General features: G+C 67.9%; 13 protein-coding genes. 3 read left to right on the forward strand and 10 right to left on the reverse strand.

Annotated elements, in window-relative coordinates:
* Positions 1 to 114: 114 nt before the first annotated feature.
* The 7 genes from CJ179_RS17475 to CJ179_RS17505 form a co-directional block, all read right to left on the reverse strand.
* A complete protein-coding gene (locus CJ179_RS17475) occupies positions 115 to 1,122 on the reverse strand; it encodes an NAD(P)H-dependent glycerol-3-phosphate dehydrogenase (protein WP_072946310.1) in 1,008 nt (335 codons plus the stop codon).
* 118 nt (positions 1,123 to 1,240) lie between these two features.
* Positions 1,241 to 2,557: an HNH endonuclease signature motif containing protein gene (locus tag CJ179_RS17480; protein ID WP_095862366.1), complete on the reverse strand. Its 1,317-nt coding sequence runs from the start codon at positions 2,555 to 2,557 to the stop codon at positions 1,241 to 1,243.
* Positions 2,558 to 2,953: 396 nt separating this feature from the next.
* Complete coding sequence (locus CJ179_RS17485; RefSeq protein WP_095862367.1) at positions 2,954 to 4,294, reverse strand: helicase-associated domain-containing protein; 1,341 nt, start codon at positions 4,292 to 4,294, stop codon at positions 2,954 to 2,956.
* Positions 4,295 to 4,308: 14 nt separating this feature from the next.
* Positions 4,309 to 4,785, reverse strand: coding sequence for a calcium-binding protein (locus CJ179_RS52745; protein ID WP_241031327.1), 477 nt, complete (start codon positions 4,783 to 4,785; stop codon positions 4,309 to 4,311).
* 139 nt (positions 4,786 to 4,924) lie between these two features.
* Entirely contained in the window at positions 4,925 to 6,283 is a 1,359-nt protein-coding gene (locus tag CJ179_RS17495) for an MFS transporter (protein WP_072946306.1), read from the reverse strand.
* 50 nt (positions 6,284 to 6,333) lie between these two features.
* The gene (locus tag CJ179_RS17500; protein ID WP_072946305.1) at positions 6,334 to 6,720 is read right to left on the reverse strand and encodes a carboxymuconolactone decarboxylase family protein; all 387 of its coding nucleotides are present in this window, start codon (positions 6,718 to 6,720) and stop codon (positions 6,334 to 6,336) included.
* A 152-nt stretch (positions 6,721 to 6,872) separates the two neighbouring features.
* Positions 6,873 to 7,877: an AraC family transcriptional regulator gene (locus CJ179_RS17505; RefSeq protein WP_072946304.1), complete on the reverse strand. Its 1,005-nt coding sequence runs from the start codon at positions 7,875 to 7,877 to the stop codon at positions 6,873 to 6,875.
* 161 nt (positions 7,878 to 8,038) lie between these two features.
* On the opposite strand from CJ179_RS17505, the gene CJ179_RS17510 reads away from it, so the two are divergent.
* Entirely contained in the window at positions 8,039 to 9,091 is a 1,053-nt protein-coding gene (locus tag CJ179_RS17510; RefSeq protein WP_072943797.1) for a 3-keto-5-aminohexanoate cleavage protein, read from the forward strand.
* An 18-nt stretch (positions 9,092 to 9,109) separates the two neighbouring features.
* Here the strand turns inward: CJ179_RS17510 and CJ179_RS17515 are convergent, their stop codons facing one another.
* Complete coding sequence (locus CJ179_RS17515) at positions 9,110 to 9,946, reverse strand: class I SAM-dependent methyltransferase (protein ID WP_095862726.1); 837 nt, start codon at positions 9,944 to 9,946, stop codon at positions 9,110 to 9,112.
* 103 nt (positions 9,947 to 10,049) lie between these two features.
* The gene (locus CJ179_RS17520) at positions 10,050 to 12,752 is read right to left on the reverse strand and encodes a LuxR family transcriptional regulator (protein ID WP_095862727.1); all 2,703 of its coding nucleotides are present in this window, start codon (positions 12,750 to 12,752) and stop codon (positions 10,050 to 10,052) included.
* Between the two features lie 122 nt (positions 12,753 to 12,874).
* On the opposite strand from CJ179_RS17520, the gene CJ179_RS17525 reads away from it, so the two are divergent.
* Complete coding sequence (locus CJ179_RS17525; protein ID WP_095862369.1) at positions 12,875 to 14,806, forward strand: 2-oxoacid:acceptor oxidoreductase subunit alpha; 1,932 nt, start codon at positions 12,875 to 12,877, stop codon at positions 14,804 to 14,806.
* A 5-nt stretch (positions 14,807 to 14,811) separates the two neighbouring features.
* Positions 14,812 to 15,879, forward strand: a complete 1,068-nt coding sequence (locus tag CJ179_RS17530) for a 2-oxoacid:ferredoxin oxidoreductase subunit beta (RefSeq protein ID WP_072947656.1) — start codon at positions 14,812 to 14,814, stop codon at positions 15,877 to 15,879.
* On the opposite strand, the gene CJ179_RS17535 is transcribed toward CJ179_RS17530, so the two are convergent.
* Positions 15,855 to 17,207 (reverse strand): aromatic acid/H+ symport family MFS transporter, encoded by a 1,353-nt coding sequence (locus tag CJ179_RS17535; protein WP_095862370.1) that lies wholly within the window; start codon positions 17,205 to 17,207, stop codon positions 15,855 to 15,857. The genes CJ179_RS17530 and CJ179_RS17535 overlap by 25 nt on opposite strands.
* Positions 17,208 to 17,296 lie beyond the last annotated feature (89 nt).

A 17,296-nucleotide genomic window follows, 5' to 3' on the forward strand; every position in this document is an offset into this window, starting at 1 on the left:
CGTCCCCGCACGACGCTGCTCGCTGGGGTGCCTCCCTTCAGGAGTCTGCCCCAGTTTTCTAGGAGATTGCTTAGAAACGTCTAGATAGTGCTACTTCCGGTTGCAGTTGTGCGATCACGCCACCTCGTCCTCACTGCCGGCAGCGACTTTCCGCAGGCCACGGTAGGCGCCTTCCGGCGTCTGACGTCCGGCGACGACCGCCTCGACCTCCGCGGCGATGGGCATGTCCACGTTGTAGTCGCGGGCCAACTCCATCACGGTGGGGGCGGTCTTGACGCCCTCGGCCACCTGCCCCAGCTTGGCGACAGCCTCCTCGACGGTCATGCCGCGGGCAATGAACTCGCCCACCCGCCGGTTGCGGGAACTCGGGCTCATACACGTGGCGATCAGGTCTCCGACCCCGGTGAGCCCGGCGAACGTCCGCGGGTTCGCGCCCATCGCCTCACCCAGCCGGGTCATCTCGGCCAGCCCGCGTGCGAGGACCATCGCGCGCGTGTTGTCGCCGACATCCAGCCCGTCGGCCATCCCCGACGCGATGGCCACGATGTTCTTCAGCACACCGCCGAGTTCGCAGCCCAGCACATCGGTATTCCGGTACACGCGGAACACCGCGGACGCGAACAACGGCTGCAACGCGGTGGCGACCCGCACGTCCTGGGTGGCGACGACCGACGCCGCCGCAAGTCCGTCGACGATCTCCCGCGCAATATTGGGACCGGCGAGAAGCCCGACCGGATGCCCCGGCAGGCACTCGGCGATCACCTCGGTGGGCCGCAACCGTGTTCCCGGCTCCAGCCCCTTCGCCAGAGACAGCACCGGCACCCACGCCCGCACCTCGTTGGCGATCTGAGTAAGGGTGCTGCGGACCGCGTGCGACGGCACCCCGACCACGAGAACGTCGGCCTCCTGCGCCGCTTCCACCAGGTCGGCTGTCGAGCGCATGGAGTCGGGGAGTGCCCGCTCGCCGAGGTAGCGGGAGTTGCGATGCTCCGTATTGATCTCGTCCGCGGTATCCGAATTCCGCGCCCACAGCAGGGTCGGTGTGTTGTGGGCGGCGAGACCGGCCACCGTCGTTCCCCACGAACCGGCGCCGAGCACGACGACGCGCACCGGCCGGGCCATTACCGATCACTCATCGACTTGATGCTGTCCATGGTCTCAAGCGTGGCACTTGTGAAGCGTTCACGAAGCTGATTCGGCAAGTCCCGGCGGTCGGTGTCGTCCAGGCGTGATCGCGCTGTCACGACGCACGCACGTGTGCGATGAGCACCGCCTCGACCTCGGATTGCCGCGCGGCGGCCGGGAGTGGTGGTGCCGCAGATCGGTAGTGGTGCCCGGTCGGGGTGCCCAGGTCGACGAGGTGGGTGCGGCCGGGTCTGTGCACGGGGCGGGCCGTCCAACCGTCGCCTTCCTTCGCGTAGTTGCACGCCTCGCAGAGGCCGGATCCGTTGTCCGCCGTCGTGGCACCCCGCCGCCGCCGTGAGCGGATGTGGTCGTGATGTCGGATCGGCGCATCACACCACGGGGTGCGGCACGTCTGATCCCGCAGATCGATCAGTTTTCGCAGACCTTTCGGGAACGTACGGGACTGCGATTCCATCGCCGTCAACGACCCCGACTGCGGGCACGAATACACGCGCTGCAACGACGTCTCGGTGTCATCATCGAGGGCGTCGGCCACCAGCTGTCGCGCGATCCCGGCCGGCACCGGCCCGAACCCCTGAAGCTGCGCCGCCTCGTGACCGCCTGCCAGCAGCGTCTCGTCCGAGAGCACCAGGTTCACCGTCACCGGCACACCCGACGCCACCGACGCTCCGGTGCCGCGTTCGAACAACAAGTCCACCATCAGCTGATTTCGGCTGAGACCCCGCCCCTTTCCGGTCGCGATGAGACTGTCCGCATCCCGACCCAGCGTGGCCTGCAGGCACACCGCTTGCTCCACCGGCATCAGCGCACTCAGATAGGCCATCGAATCCGGGGCCGGACGGGTCGTGACCCGACGCTCGGACACGGCCTTGCGATGCCGCCGGACGACCGAGGCGGCGTCGAGTTCGACCGCCAGGGCCTTGGCCCGCGCGATCAGACCGCGGTCGCCGACGCCGTCGAGTGTTGCTGGGTCCGAACATAACTGACGATCGACGATAGCCCGATCGGTCGCGGACAGGCAGGCTGTCTCCCGGACCAACAGAGTGGCTCGCCATTCGTTCAGCCGACCGGTCTGCAGCATGGCCAACGTATGGGGCATTTCGTGCACCAGCGCCTGCGCGAACCCCAGATGCCGGCCGCCCCGGTTCGGGGATTCTCTGCGCGCCAGCGCAATCTGCGACGCGATACCCCGACCCCACTCGGATCGTGGACGTTTCCGAGCCCCGCGGTCCGGACGGATGCTCGTCGCGACATCGTCGGTGATCACCGCCTGTACCGCGCACCCGACCGATTTCAACGTCTCGATCGCATCGAGCAGGTCGATGCCCAACCCCGGATCCCCACTCGCCGCCTCGGCGCATTGCAGTCGCGCCGTGAATGTGCGCAATTCCTCGAGAAGCATTGCCCCCACAACCAACCTCCCCCAAGGTCATTCGAATATACGTTCGATTGTAGCTGGAGACGCGAGGCAGGGCAATACCCGAATCGCAGGCGCTGCCCCCGCGGAGGGGCAGGCGCTGACCGTCGGCCCACGCGGATGCCCTTGTCGGCGAGGAATTGGCGGGCTCTACCCGGAACACCGAAGAGGGCGGTCATCCGGGTCAAGAGCCGGGTCATGGTCCGCAACGGTGCCGACGAGGGATGCGAGAACAAGGGCTTCGACATGTACTGCAACCAATTTCGGATTCCACTTCGACCACATCGACTCCGTCCACATCGACTGGATCTGACTACTAGTCGATTCGGCCACCGGTCGCCGGCGCAGGCCGCCGCCCGGCCCTGTGTGTCGCGGCGTTGACGTCTTCGGTCAGGGGGTGTTCGGCCTGGGCAGGGCGTAGCCGAGTTTGTGTAGGGCCCTGCGGAACTTCGGTTCGTGTTCGACGGGGACCGCGAGGTGGCGGTCGCCGATCGGACGGCACAGTGTGCGGAGTGCGCGGTCGCGGGTGATGAGCGCAGCGAGTGCGGCATCGGTGCATTCGATCACCCGGGCGTGGCCGTGGTCGGTGAGCTGGGCGGCTCGGCGGGTGACGTCGTCGATGACGGTCCGCAGCGTGCCGGGCAGCTCATGGTCGGTGCGCGCGGCGAGGAAGGTAGTGAGGTCCTCGAGGTGGTGGCCACCGTCGATCGCGGCCAGCAGGCTCGCGGCGGAGAGGGTCCAGACCCGGTCCGCGGTGTGCTCGGCGTAGCCGGACAGCAGTAGCTGATCGCCGGGGGACAGGGTTCCAGTGGCGACGATGTCGAGGTTGGGCAGGACCTTCAGAACCCGGGGCGGAGGGTTGTCGGCGGGCGGCTCGTAGGTGTCGGTCAGGCCCAGGGTGTAGCAGCCCAGGGCGGTGAGCCGGATCGCCTGCAGTCCGTCATACCTGCTCAGCGCGTCCAGGTCGTCACCGCCCCAGTTGGCGTGGAAGTCCGACCGTGCGCCGGTGGGGTGGAGGTAGTCGAGGTCGAGCAGGCCCAGCGTGCCGGCGTACTCGAACAGCACCGCCATCGTGTAGCGGCCCTCGAGGATCTCCCACCGGTGGTAACCGTCGTAGCCGAGACTGCCGTACTGCGGGTCGACGAGATAGAGCTTCCACAGCGCGCGCTCGCTGCGTGCGACGTTGGGGCTCACGCCTTTCCGTCGCATTGCCGTGAACAGTGAATCCATCCCGATCCACTCTCCGGGTGGGCAGCCGGCCAAAGCCGCAGCGACGGTCTGCCGGCGGGTCCGGGCCGAGGTGAGGACGTTGTGTGCGCGCTGACCCTTGATCTGTTCGATTCGGCTGAACTCGTCGATCACCGCGTGGGTGAGCCAGCGCCGCCACAGTTGGGAGATGGCCTCGGCCGCCGGCCGACGCAGGGCGGTACGGCCCTTCGGGGTCAGCCGCAGGCGCCCGCTCTCGATCGTGGCGAGCCCACCGGCCTGGATGATCAGCGGCCACGCGAACGACGCGATCGGGTCGTCGAGGTAGAAGTCGCCGTGCGCGAGCTGTGAGCCCACGGCAGCGACCGTCGCCGCGGAGGGGCGGTGGGTCTTCTCGCTGCACCGCAATTCACCGGCCGCGCAGAGGTGCAGCACCGTGTGCAGATTCGATATGGCCTCCTGTTCGGTCATTCGTATCCGGTGCTCCCCGGTCGCGCTCGGGGGTGCGGTGTCGCCGGTGTTCATGCTCGTGTCCTCACCTATCTCAGCCAGTGGCGGTATGCCTCGATCCACTCGGCACCGTCGGGTGGCGGTGCCGGCAACGGCAGGTCGAGAATTCGAAGGCGTTGTCGTGACCGGCCGCGGGTGCAGATCACAACGATGTGGTCGTCGATCAGGTCGATGCCGGACACGGTGACCTGGGCACCGAGCACACGGGTGTGGAACGGCAGGTCGAGGTTCTCGTGGAGCATGGTGTAAAAGCCGGTGACGCATTCGCTGTCGTTGTAGCAGTCGATCGTCGCCTCCGCGACCATGGCCTCCAGTGCGTCGCGGTTGGGTGATCTCACGGCGACGAGGATAGCCCGAAGCAACCCGGAGTCGGACTCGCGTTCCCGCTGCTGCCGGGTTCGCGGCGCGCGCTGGGGGTGTTCGCGTTGCCCGATGACCTGCGGATCCTCGACCTGGATGATCCGGTGGAGTTGGTGCCTCCAGCGCTTCGTGATGTAACCGGTCACGGGTGCGCGGTCCGGTGTTTCGCCAGCTGGTGGTCCAGGGCGCGGGACCGGCCAGTGCATCGTCGAGGTGTATGACATTCGGCAAGTCCCGGCGGCGGCTGCCACCGGGACTTGCCGAGTTGATGTGGTCCGGCGAGACCTAGACCTTCGCCGCGGCGGCGGCGCTCTGCGCCGCGAGCTTCGCGAGCCCGGCCGGGTACATCCGCTTGCCGAGGAACAGGGCCACGATCGCCAGCACGTACACCAGCGGTGCCAGCTGCAGTGCGCCGAGCAGGCCGAGGCGGTCGGCGAGGATGCCGATGACGAAGGGTCCGGTGGCCAGGCCGAGGACGTTGTTGGTCACGGTCAGGCTGCCGAGGGCCGAGGCCCGCACCGACTGGTGGGTCAAACCCGCGACCATGGCGGCGGTGGGGCCGGACGAGCCGGCAGCGAAGAAGGCGCCGATACCCAGCAGAATCAGCTGGGACGCACCGGTTTCCAGCTGGAGTGCGATTCCGAGCGAGACCAGCGAGATCGTGCAGTAGGTGATTGCGCTGGTCCACTTCGCGGCCGCGTTGTTGCGGCCGACCCGGTCTGTGATCATGCCGCAGACGATCATGCCGATGGCGATCAGCAACACGAACCCCGACGCGACGGCACCGGCCTTGTCCGGGGCCATGCCGTAGTAGCGGTTGAAGTAGCTCGGGGCCCAGGCGAGCAGCACGGCCGCGTTGAACATCTGCAGTCCGCCGCCGAGGTACGCGCACCACACGGTCGGGTTGGTGAACAGTGTCGACACCGGGACGCGGATCGCGGGTTCGTCGGGGCGGGCGGATTCGGCGGTGTCGTCGGTCGCGGCGTGCTCGGCCAGGCGGCGTTCGGTGACAATCGTGCGGAATGCCAGGACCAGGATGAGTCCGAGGACCGCCATCGCGGCGAACGACCAGCGCCAGCTCAGGTGCACGGCGATGACCGCGCCGAGCGAGACGCCGACGACCGAGCCGAAGGAACCGCCGGCCATGAACGCGCCGCTGAGTGTGGAGTGGACGCGTGGCGCGAAGACGCTGAGAACCACGGCGATTCCGACACTTCCGTACGCGGCCTCCCCGACACCGACGAGGAAGCGCGCGGCGAGCATCTGCTCGTAGCTCGAGGCGATCGCGCACAGCAGGGTCGCGACACTCCACAGCGTGGCCATCAGCACCAGGGACTTCACGCGCCCCCATCGGTCGGCTAGCAGGGACAGCGGGAGGGTGAGCAGCCCGACCATCAGCGCGACGATGCTGGTAAGGGATGCGAGCTGGGAATCCGTCAGTGCCCAGTCGGCCTTCAGGAACGGGAAGACCGCACTGAGAACCTGGCGGGACATGTAGTCGGAGAGCAGCAACGCGAACGCGAGGGCGAAAACGAGCCAGGGGTAGAACGAGGAGCGTCGGGTGCGGCGGTCGGCGGTCGGCACGGAACTCGACGGGGCGGCGACTGCGATCTCGAGTTCGGACGTGGTGGGATTCGGTCCCATGGATGCTCCTGAGGGTGCGGGTGGAGAGGGAGAGAGTGTGGGAGCGGCGTTCAGTGTGCCGGGCGCCGGGACTCGTACGCGTCGAGTTCCTCCGCGAGGATCGGTACACCGAGATTGCAGGCGTGGATCCCGAGGACGCTCACCATCTCGAGGACGGTGAGGATCTCCTCCTTGGACACACCGAGTTCGAGTGCGGCCCGGATGTGCCTGCGCACTCCCGGCGCGTACATGTGGGTGGCGGCGGCATCGATGGCAATGCTGAGCAGTTCGACGAACTCGGGCGTGAACACCCCACGCTGCACGGGAGTGGCGTTCATGGCCATGAACTGCTCGGTCCACTCCGGATCCCACTGGGACAAGGTGTCCCACAGAGGATTCCAGCTTCCCGCACTCTTCATTCGGTCGAGTGTCGGGGTGGGTATCGGCTCAGCGGTCATGGCGGCTCGTTTCACGGAGAACGAATCGGGTGTGATGCGGGCTACGGCCCGACCCGATAGTGGCCTGCATCACGCTACGTGGCCGGTGAGTTGATTAGTTGCCCCTACGGGACGGAATTCTTTGCATTTCGGGACATCGGTCGCACGGCCACCTATCCCGTGGTTTGTTTGCGCCACTCGCGAGGACTCATGCCGAACTGCTGATGGAACCACCGGGAGAAACTGCTCGGCGTCGAGAAGGCGAGCATCTCGGAGATTTCCGTCAACGAGTAGCGCCGCCCGGTAACCATGCGTTTCGCGAGTTCGGCGCGGGTGGAGTCGAGGACCGAGGTGAAGGTCTCTCCCGATTTCGCGAGGTGCCGATGCACCGTCCGGCGGTCGACGCCGAGGCTGCGGGCGACCTGCTCGATCGAGCAGCGCCCGCTCGGCAGCAGCAGTTCGACGAGTTCGCGCACGCGATTTGTGAGGGTGGGTTCCTCCGGCGTGGTGAGCGTGTCGAGGATCTGTTGCGCATAGGACCGCAGCAGCGGGTCGGACAATCTGTTCGGCTCGTCCAGATCGCCTGTGTAGACCAGGATTCCGGAGTACTCGCCGTCGAAGTGGAGTGGCGCGCCGAAAACTTGCCGGTGCGTGGAGTCGTCGGCCGGACGTCCGTGTTCGAAGCTGACGGACACCGGATGCCACCGCTCGCCCAGCAGCTGCCGCAACAGCTGGTGGGTCACCGCGACCGCCAGTTCGACGGACTGCCGGACCGGCACGGGTTCGCCGGGATCGAAGCGGATTCGTATCGTCGCGAGACCGTCGCGCTCGGACAGCCGGATGTGTAGCGCCTCGTTGTACGTGTGCTGGAAGCGGATCAGCATCCGGAGTGCGCTTCGCGCGTCGGGCTCGTCCCGGATGCCGACGCTCAGTGGGCCGAGGGTGGACAGGCGCCGCCGCTCGGCCAGCTTCAGCGCGAAGTCCTGGCGACCCGACGTCGCCGCGGACAACTCCAGCAGACGGGCGACCGACGACGCGGGCACCCAGCGGTCCTGCAGGTCCAGCCCGGCCGGGTCGAGTCCGACGCTCGTCAGCAGCTTCACCGGGTCGAGCGACAGTGTGCGGCCCAGTTCGACGAAGCCGGTCAGCGCGGCATACCGGGCGAGGGGCTTGGCCATTCGCGTCACCTTCCGTTGCAGGCGTCCCACTCGGCCGGGGTGTCCCGAACAGGAAACAAATATGTCCCGTAAGGGTAAGTCTGGATCGCATCCCGTGGCTACCGTTATGTCAGCTGAGTCACAGTCCCGCCGTCCGCAATCTTTCGAAACGGAGAACACCCATGCATTTCCACGACGACGCCCTCTTCCCCGAAAACCAGGAGAAGCTGGTCATCACGTGTGCCCCGTACGGTCCGGAGTGGGAGCCGGACGACTTCCGCGAGGACCTGCCGCTGACGATGGACGAGCACGTGCAGAAGGCGGTGGACTGCTACGAGGCCGGCGCCACCGTGCTGCACATCCACGTCCGCGAACTCGACGGCAAGGGCTCCAAGCGGCTGTCGAAGTTCAACGAACTGCTCGCCGGACTGCGGCAGGCGGTGCCGGAGATGATCCTGCAGGTCGGCGGTTCGATCTCGTTCGCCCCCGAGGGTGAGGGTGCGGACGCGAAGTGGCTCTCCGACGACACCCGGCACATGCTCGCCGACCTCGATCCGGCACCGGATCAGGTGACGATCGCGATCAACACCTCGCAGATGAACATCATGGAGTTGATGACCGCCGACGACATCGCGGGCACCTCGATGCAGCGGCCCGAGCTGGCCGAGGCGTACCGGGAGATGACGGTCCCGGCCGGTCCGGCGTGGGTGGAGGAGCATCTGCGTCGTCTGCAGGCGGCCGGGATCCAGCCGCATTTCCAGCTGTCGAGCATTCCGCAGCTCGAGACGGTGGAGCGGTTGATCCGGCGTGGGGTGTACACCGGTCCGCTGAATTTGACCTGGGTCGGTATCGGTGGCGGTTTCGACGGCCCGAATCCGTACAACATCATGAATTTCGTGCAGCGGGTGCCGGACGGTGCGTGCCTGACCCTCGAGACGTTGATGCGCAGTGTGCTGCCGGTCAACGCGATGGCGATCGCGATGGGTCTGCATCCGCGGTGCGGGAACGAGGACACGATCTGGGGTCGCAAGGGTGAGAAGATGACGTCGGTCGCGCAGGTCGAGCAGTTGGTCCGGGTGGCCGGGGAGCTGGGCCGGGAGGTGGCCACCGGTAAGGAGGCCCGCGACATCTACCGGATCGGTCAGACCTACGCCGATGCCGACGAGACCCTCGCCAAGCTCGGTTACGCCCCGAACCGCCGTCCCGGCCAGGTCGGATTCACCCAGCACGCCTGACCGGCGCGTGGTTGCTCGCTACCACTTCCGCGCGGTGAGCAGGAGGTACTCCCAGTTCATCACGGTGCTGCCGGTGCCGTGGTCGAAACGCCGTGCAAGGTCGGCGAGTTCGTGGTCCAGCTCGGCCACCCGGGCGGGGTCGTCGGCGATGTACCGATACACCGCGATGGTCGGACCGTAGCGGGTCTTGAAGTAGTCGCGGAAGTCTTCGGGTGTCCGGAACTGATCGATGCGGACGGTGTGCCGCGTTGCCACGACGTCGGTCACCCGATGGCCGAACAACGCCCGGACGTGGTCCTCGCGACCCCACAGCGGCGGCGGCTGCGCGCCGGGAGGGGGCGGGGGTGCGTACGGTTTCATCGTCGCGAACATCTGACCGATGAACCCCTCGGGGGTCCAGCTGAGCAGTCCGATCGTCCCGCCCGGCCGGCAGACACGGACGAGCTCGTCCGCGCTTTCCTGATGGTGCGGGGCGAACATGACGCCGACACAGGACATCACGGTGTCGAATTCGTTGTCGGCGAACGGCATCGCCTCGGCGTCGACTTCGCGCCACTCGACCTCGGCGCCGAGTTCGGCGGCCCGGCGGCGTCCGGCGTCGAACAGTTCCGGGGTGAGGTCACCGGCGACGACGCTCGCACCGGACAGCGCCGCGGGGATGGCGGCGTTGCCGGAACCGGCCGCGACGTCGAGGACACGGTCACCGGGCCTGACCCGGCTCGCCCGGACCAGGGCGGGGCCGAGGCCGGCGATGATGTCGGTGGCCAGGGCGGGGTAGTCGCCGAGGGCCCACATGGCGCGGTGTTTGGTCTTCAGGTCGCGGTCGGCTCGTACTGCGTCGATCGTGTCATCCATCTCGGTACTCCGGTGGGTCGGCTTCATCGGTCGAGATCCAGCCTGGCCGGTCGGCGGTGCCCGGAACAGGCACCCTCGGGGTGGGTTCCCGCCACCCGGGACGTCACTCCTGGTCGCGGAACTGCGCCGCGAGTTCGCTGCGCGAGCGGATGCCGAGCTTCGCGTAGACGCGGGTCAGGTGGTACTGCACGGTCTTGACGGACAGGAACAGCTCGCCCGCGGCCTCCTTGTTGCTGGCTCCGCCCGCGACGAGTTCGGTCACCGCCCGTTCCTGCGGGGTCAGTTCCTCGAGCGTGAACCTGCTGCGTTTGACGTTGAGGCCGCCAGCCTTCAGTTCGCGGTCGCACCGCTGCACGTAGGAGGTGGCGCCGAGCGCGGAATACCCTTCGCGGGCGGCCTGCATGACGGCGTCGGCTTCGCGTCGTTTGCCTGCCCGGCGCAGGGTCTGGCCGTACGCGAAGTTCACCCGGGCGCGGTCGTAGGGGAGGGGCAGGGTGTCGAGTTGGGTCAGCGCATTCTCGAACACGTCCCTGGCGGTGTCGATGTCGCCGCGCGCACCGGCGATGCGCCCGCGGGCGTAGCCGAGACGCGCCATCGCGGACCGGTGCCCGCGTTCCGCGGCCCGTTCCTCGTGCGGGGTGAGGAAGGCGTCCGCGTCGTCGACGTGCCCGGCCATCACGAGCGCGTTCGCGTAGACGTCGGGCCACTGCCAGAAACCGGGCTCGTCGACGCCCTCCCGGGGTTCCATGCGGGTGAGGGGCTCCAGCGCCCTGATGACGGCGGCGTAGTCGGCCTCCACTTCGGCGCACTGGGCGCGTGCCAGGGCGGACGGGATGAACATCATCGGGTAGTCGTGCGAACTCGCGGCGGCGAGCCGGAGATGCTCGTGCGCCGCGGGCCAGTTCCCGCGCAGCGCGTGCGTCTGCGCGCCGGTCCAATGGACGAGGGGCCGGAGGAGGTCGAGCGTGGCGTCCTCGAGTTGGTGCGCGGCACGGTCGACGGTGGCGATGGCGCCGTTCCAATCGCCGAGCGCGAATTGTGTTCGCGCCAGCCAGGCTTGCGCCCACAGCGAGATGCGGGTGGAGCCCATCCGGAAGGCCGTCGGCACGGCACTCTCGAGTTCCTGGCGTGCCGATTCGGGATCGTCCAGCGCCAGGTCGAGCCAGCCCCGGGCCATGTCGAAACGCTGGGACTGGGCGCCGAGGGCGATCTTCGCGGACAGTGTGTCGTAGTGTGCCCGCGCCTCCGCGATCCGGCCGGTGGCGGCGAGTCCGAGCCCCATGATCGCCGCTGATTCGACGGCCGACGGATCAGCCGAATCGACGAGAGCGACTGCCCGGGAACCCCATTCGACGAGGTCTGGTCCGTGCCAGCGGGCCAGCGAGTCGAGGACACGCCGCTGGCAGATCAAGGCGGCGGTGGCCGGATAGGTCTCCGAGTCGCAAGCGGTCCAGGACTGGGTGAGCAGTGCATCGGCCTCCGCGCGACGGCCGCGTTGGATCGCGAGGTAGCCGAGCACGGCGTCGCGCAACGGGCTCTCCGGGAAACTCTCGATCTCCGGAGCGAAAGCCACTGCCTGGGAGAGATTTCCGGTGCCGAGGAGGGCGTCGACGGCACGAATCAGCCGCTGCTCGCGTTCCCCCCGGTCCGCGGTGAGGCGGCTCGACTTGATCAGTGCGTCCGCGACCGCCGACCACGCCCCGACCGTCGCCCTGCTCGCGGAGTAGCGGTCGAGTTCGTCCGCGAGCGCCGGGTCGGCGAACGGGGCGGCCGCGGCGCGGTGGTCCAGGCGTCTGCCCTCGTCCTCGACGATCCGCGCGGCGTGATCGTGCAGGTCGCGCCGTCGGATCGGCCCGAGGCGGTGGTACACGGCGGCGCGGGTGAGTGGCGACGGGAAGGTCAGCACGGTCACGCCGCGGTGCTCACCGGCGGTGAGGAGGCCTGCCCGGTGAAGTTCGTCGAGCGCGTCCACCGGGTGTTCGATGCCGGCGAGTGCGGAGGCGTCGGCGAATCTCGGATCCCCGGCCAGGACTGCGGCCGCTTCGGCGAGCGCACGGGCCTGCGGTGAGGCCTCTGACAGCTGCAACCGTACCTTCGCCGCGAACGTGTGCGGCACCGGGAGGACCGCCTGCCAGCGTCCCCACAGAACAGGATCGACCTCCTGGAGGAGTTGCGTGAGGTGCCGCGGGTTCCCGGCCGTGTGCTGGACGAGCTGGTGCGCGACCGGGGTGGGAAGGTCGACGTGCGCGAGGCTGCTCGCGAGGGCGCGAGTGTCGGACGCATCGAGTGGGCGGACACGAACCCGATGGCGACTGTGCCGGTCGAGAACATCGAGGACGTCCGCGGGAACACCGTCGGGCGGATCCGGGTTCGTGACGAGAACGATCACGGCCGGGCGGTCGAGTAGATGCACGGCGGAGGTCAACGACTGCAGCGACGCCAGATCTGCCCAGTGCGCGTCGTCGACCACGACGACGAACGGCGCGTCACCGGCGCGCGGAGCCGCCGCCGTGACGAATTCACGGGCGACGTCGAGAGGTTCCTGCGCCGTGACGGCCGCACCCAGTAGCTGTTCGGCGACTCCGAAGGGGCGGCTCGACGCCCACGGGGCACACACCGCGGAGAACGCGGGCACGTCGGAATGCGCGGCGAGGAAGTGTTCCACCAGAGTGGTCTTGCCGATGCCCGGCACACCTTCGACGACCACGACGACGGGCACACCCTGGGCGGTCTCGTGCAGGACCGCCTCGAGTTCGGCGAGCTCGCGGGAACGTCCGACGAACTCGATATTCCCTGGGTCACTCACGTCACTCACCGTATCGCGACGCGCTATTTCGGCGTCTTCCTGGCGAAAATTGGGAACGCTTGTAACGTGAGGTGAGAAGCTGCTGGTCAGAGCGAACACGAGTCGAAGGATTCGGTGAATTCATGACGGAGGCGAACTCCACGAAGCTGGAGCGGGTGGCGATCCGCTTTGCCGGAGACTCGGGCGACGGTATGCAGTTGACCGGCGACCGGTTCACGTCGGAGGCGGCGGCGTTCGGCAACGACCTCGCCACCCAGCCCAACTTCCCCGCCGAGATCCGGGCGCCGCAGGGCACCCTGCCCGGGGTGTCGTCGTTTCAGATCCAGATCGCGGACTACGACATTCTCACGGCCGGAGACCGCCCGGACGTCCTGGTCGCCATGAATCCGGCGGCGTTGAAGGCGAACGTGGCCGATCTGCCGCGCGGCGGCATGATCATCGTGAACACCGACGAGTTCACCAAGCGGAATCTCGCGAAGGTCGGGTACGCCACGAGCCCGCTCGACGACGACTCCCTCGAGGACTACGTGGTGCATCCGGTGGCGATGTCGACGCTGACGGCGGGTGCGGTGGAACCGGCCGGGCTGAGCCGGAAGGACGGCGAGCGGGCGAAGAACATGTTCGCGCTCGGGCTGCTGTCCTGGATGTACAACCGCCCCACCCACGGCATCGAACGGTTCCTGCAGATCAAGTTCGCGGAGAAGCCGCAGATCGCGGAGGGCAACCTGCTCGCGTTCAAGGCCGGGTGGAACTACGGGGAGACCACGGAGAGTTTCGCGACGACGTACGAGGTGTCGGCGGCGACGCTCCCACCGGCCACGTACCGCCAGGTCACCGGGAACACGGCCCTGGCCTACGGGGTGGTGACCGCGGGGCAGCTGGCGTCGCGGGACGTCTTCCTCGGCACCTACCCGATCACCCCGGCGTCGGACATCCTGCACGAGCTGAGCAAACACCGGAATCTCGGCGTCACCACGTTCCAGGCGGAGGACGAGATCGCCGGGATCGGCGCGGCGCTGGGCGCGTCGATCGGCGGTGCGCTCGGGGTGACGAGCACGTCCGGACCCGGACTGGCGCTCAAGAGCGAAGCGATCGGGCTGGCGGTGATGACGGAGGTTCCGCTGCTCGTCATCGACGTCCAGCGTGGTGGTCCGTCCACCGGTCTTCCGACGAAGACCGAGCAGTCGGACCTGTTGCAGGCGATGTACGGGCGCAACGGCGAGTCGCCGGTGGCCGTGATCGCACCGTGCTCACCCGCGGACTGCTTCGATGCCGCGGTCGAGGCCGCCCGGATCGCGTTCACGTACCGCACCCCGGTGCTGTTGCTGTCGGACGGTGCGATCGCGAACGGAAGTGAACCGTGGGCCGTCCCGGACGTGTCCGCACTGGACCGGATCGATCCCGGTGTCGACACGGCACCGCCGGTGGACGGCGAGTTCGCACCGTACGTCCGCGACCGGGAGACGCTCGCGCGTGCCATGGCGCTGCCGGGAACTCCCGGGCTCGAACACCGCATCGGCGGTCTGGAGAAGGCCGACGGCAGCGGCGACATCTCCTACGATCCCGCCAACCACGACCTGATGGTCCGGTTGCGCCAGGCCAAGATCGACGGAATCACCGTTCCCGACGCCGTCGTCGACGACCCGTCGGGGGAGGCCGACCTGCTGCTCGTCGGGTGGGGAAGTTCGTACGGGCCCATCGGCGAGGCCTGCAGGCGTGCTCGCCGAGAGGGCAAGAAGGTGGCCCACGTGCACGTGCGCAACCTGAACCCACTGCCCGCGAACCTCGGTGCGGTGCTGCGCAGTTACGCGACCGTCGTCGCCCCGGAGATGAATCTGGGACAACTCGCGATGATCCTCCGCTCACGGTTCCTCGTCGACGTGCAGTCGGTGACCAAGGTGAAGGGCCTCGCGTTCCTCGGCGACGAACTGCACGAGGTGATCGACTCCGCGCTGGCCGGGACGTTGCGGGAGCACGAACTCGCGAAGACCTCCGACGCGCTCGCGTCGGCGACCTATCGATCGACCGGACCCCGGCAGGAGGAGTCGGCGTGACACGGATGATCAGTCGGGTTGGTACAGATCTGGGCCTGAGCGCCACCGCGCACGTGCCCCGGACCGACGAACCGCAGAAGGCCAAGGACTTCACGTCGGACCAGGAGGTCCGCTGGTGTCCGGGGTGCGGAGACTACGTCATTCTCGCGACGATCCGAAGCTTCCTTCCGGAGTTGGGACTTCGGCGCGAGAACCTGATGTTCGTCTCCGGCATCGGATGCTCGAGCCGGTTCCCGTACTACCTGGACACGTACGGTCTGCATTCGATCCACGGCCGCGCGCCCGCCATCGCAACGGGTCTCGCGGTGACGCGTCCGGACCTGTCGGTGTGGGTGGTGACCGGCGACGGCGACGCGCTGTCGATCGGCGGCAACCATCTCATCCACGCCCTGCGGAGGAACGTCAACCTGACGATCCTGCTGTTCAACAACAGGATCTACGGGCTGACGAAGGGCCAGTACTCGCCGACGTCGGAGGTCGGGAAGGTCACCAAGTCGACGCCGCTGGGGTCGGTGGACCACCCGTTCAACACGCTGTCCCTCGCGTTGGGCGCCGAGGCGACGTTCGCGGCCCGCGCGATGGACTCGGACCGCAAGGGGCTGACGGAGGTGCTGCGGCAGGCGGCGGCCCACCGCGGCACGTCCTTCGTGGAGATCTACCAGGACTGCCCGATCTTCAACGACGGCTCGTTCGACGTCCTGCGCAAGGACGGTTCGGAGCAGCGCCTGATCCCGCTGGTCCACGGCGAGCCGATCGTGTTCGGCGGTTCAGGCGAATACTGCGTCGTCCGATCGGGTTTCGGTCTGAAGGTGGTCGCGACCGACGACGTCGACCGGGACGAGATCGTGGTGCACGACGCCCACACCGACGACCCCGACTACGCCTACGCTCTGTCGAGGTTGTCCGATCAGGATCTGACGCACACCGTGACGGGTGTGTTCCGCAGCGTCGCGCGGGACACGTACGACGACATGGTGCGTCTGCAGAACGAGATCGCGCGGGAGACGGACCCGGTCGACGACGGTTCGCTGCAGCGGTTGCTGACCGGTCACGACACCTGGACGGTGGAGTAGGACTCCTCGCTCGTGGTCGCAACCGCATCCCGTTGGTGCGGGACGAAGAACGTCACGATCCCGCCCAGGACGGCGATGCCTGCGAAGACGTAGAACGCCACCTGGCTGCTGATGCCGGCGCTGATCAGGGCGCCGCCGATCAGCGGGCCGAAGATGCCGCCCAGCCGGCCGAATCCGGCGCACCAGGCCACCCCGGCGCCGCGCGCGGACGTCGAGTAGTAGTTGGAGACGAATCCGTAGATCAGGACCTGGGTGCCGATGGTGCCGACTCCGGCGACGGCGACGGACGCGAGGAGCACCGGAAGCGGGAAGCCGAGCGTCAGGAGGATCAGGGCCAGCGCGGCGAGACCGAACGTGGTGGCGACGACGCGTTGCGGTCCGATGCCGTCGGCGACCTTCGAGGCGATCAGGCCGCCGAGGATGGCGCCGCCGTTGAGGACGAGCAGGAATGACAGCGACCCCTTCGCGTTGAACCCGGCGTCCTCCATGATCTTCGGAAGCCACGTGTTGAGGCCGTAGGTGAGCAGCAGGCCGGAGAAGCTCATCAGGCCGAGAAGTGCGGTGCCCCAGGCGTAACGGCGCGTCGCGAGTGCCGCGAAGCCGACCTTCTCGATCGACGCCCGTTCCGCGGCGATCTCCTCGGCGCCGGGCATCGGGATACCCGTCCGTTCGGAGACGCGACGGGCCTTGTCCTCCTGCCCGCGGGCGACGAGCCACTTCGGCGACTCCGGCAGTTTCGCGAGCGCCAACGGAAGGAGGATCACGATGGGCAGTGCGCCGATCCAGAAGAGCCCGCGCCACCCGATCGTGTCGCGCAGGACGATCGCGAGGAGGGAGGCGAGCACTCCGCCTGCGGGGACGCCGCTGTAGACGATCGCGTTGTACAGGTTCCGCTTTCCGGGAGGGGCGAACTCCGCCACCATCGCGCCCGCGGTGGCGACGAGGCCCCCGACGCCGATGCCGGTGAAGAACCGCAGCAGGCCGAACATGGTGACGTTCGTGGCCAGCGCGGCGAGTCCCATGCCCACGGAGAACCATGCGATGTTGACGAGCATCATCCGGCGCCTGCCGAGGTAGTCGCCCACCGCGCCTGCGGTGAGTGCGCCCACCATGACGCCGATCAGCGCGTACGAGCCCAGTGCGCCGGCCTGCTGGGCGGAGATCTCGCCGAGTTGGCCGGGATCGTTCATCAACGTCGGGAGGATGGTGCCGTACACGACGAGGTCGTAGCCGTCGAAGATGATCGCGATCGTGGCGATCGCGACGATCCAGGTGACGGCGCTTCGGTGTCTCGGACTTGCCCAGGTGCCGGGGGTGGATTGAGTCATGGTGATCTCCGCTCGGTGGGTGTGACGGGGAACCGGGTCTTATATGAAAGTGCGTTGTGTCACAGTTGAATTCGGGTAGAGAAATGCCT

The sequence above is a fragment of the Rhodococcus sp. ACS1 genome (assembly GCF_002300155.1).
Lineage (GTDB): Bacteria > Actinomycetota > Actinomycetes > Mycobacteriales > Mycobacteriaceae > Rhodococcus_F > Rhodococcus_F koreensis.

Coding starts and splice junctions, on each gene's coding strand:
- CJ179_RS17475 (WP_072946310.1), bottom strand. CDS start 1,122: ATGGCCCGGCCGGTGCGCGTCGTCGTGCTCGGCGCCGGTTCGTGGGGA.
- CJ179_RS17485 (WP_095862367.1), bottom strand. CDS start 4,294: ATGAACACCGGCGACACCGCACCCCCGAGCGCGACCGGGGAGCACCGG.
- CJ179_RS17495 (WP_072946306.1), bottom strand. CDS start 6,283: ATGGGACCGAATCCCACCACGTCCGAACTCGAGATCGCAGTCGCCGCC.
- CJ179_RS17500 (WP_072946305.1), bottom strand. CDS start 6,720: ATGACCGCTGAGCCGATACCCACCCCGACACTCGACCGAATGAAGAGT.
- CJ179_RS17505 (WP_072946304.1), bottom strand. CDS start 7,877: ATGGCCAAGCCCCTCGCCCGGTATGCCGCGCTGACCGGCTTCGTCGAA.
- CJ179_RS17510 (WP_072943797.1), top strand. CDS start 8,039: ATGCATTTCCACGACGACGCCCTCTTCCCCGAAAACCAGGAGAAGCTG.
- CJ179_RS17515 (WP_095862726.1), bottom strand. CDS start 9,946: ATGGATGACACGATCGACGCAGTACGAGCCGACCGCGACCTGAAGACC.
- CJ179_RS17525 (WP_095862369.1), top strand. CDS start 12,875: ATGACGGAGGCGAACTCCACGAAGCTGGAGCGGGTGGCGATCCGCTTT.
- CJ179_RS17530 (WP_072947656.1), top strand. CDS start 14,812: ATGATCAGTCGGGTTGGTACAGATCTGGGCCTGAGCGCCACCGCGCAC.
- CJ179_RS17535 (WP_095862370.1), bottom strand. CDS start 17,207: ATGACTCAATCCACCCCCGGCACCTGGGCAAGTCCGAGACACCGAAGC.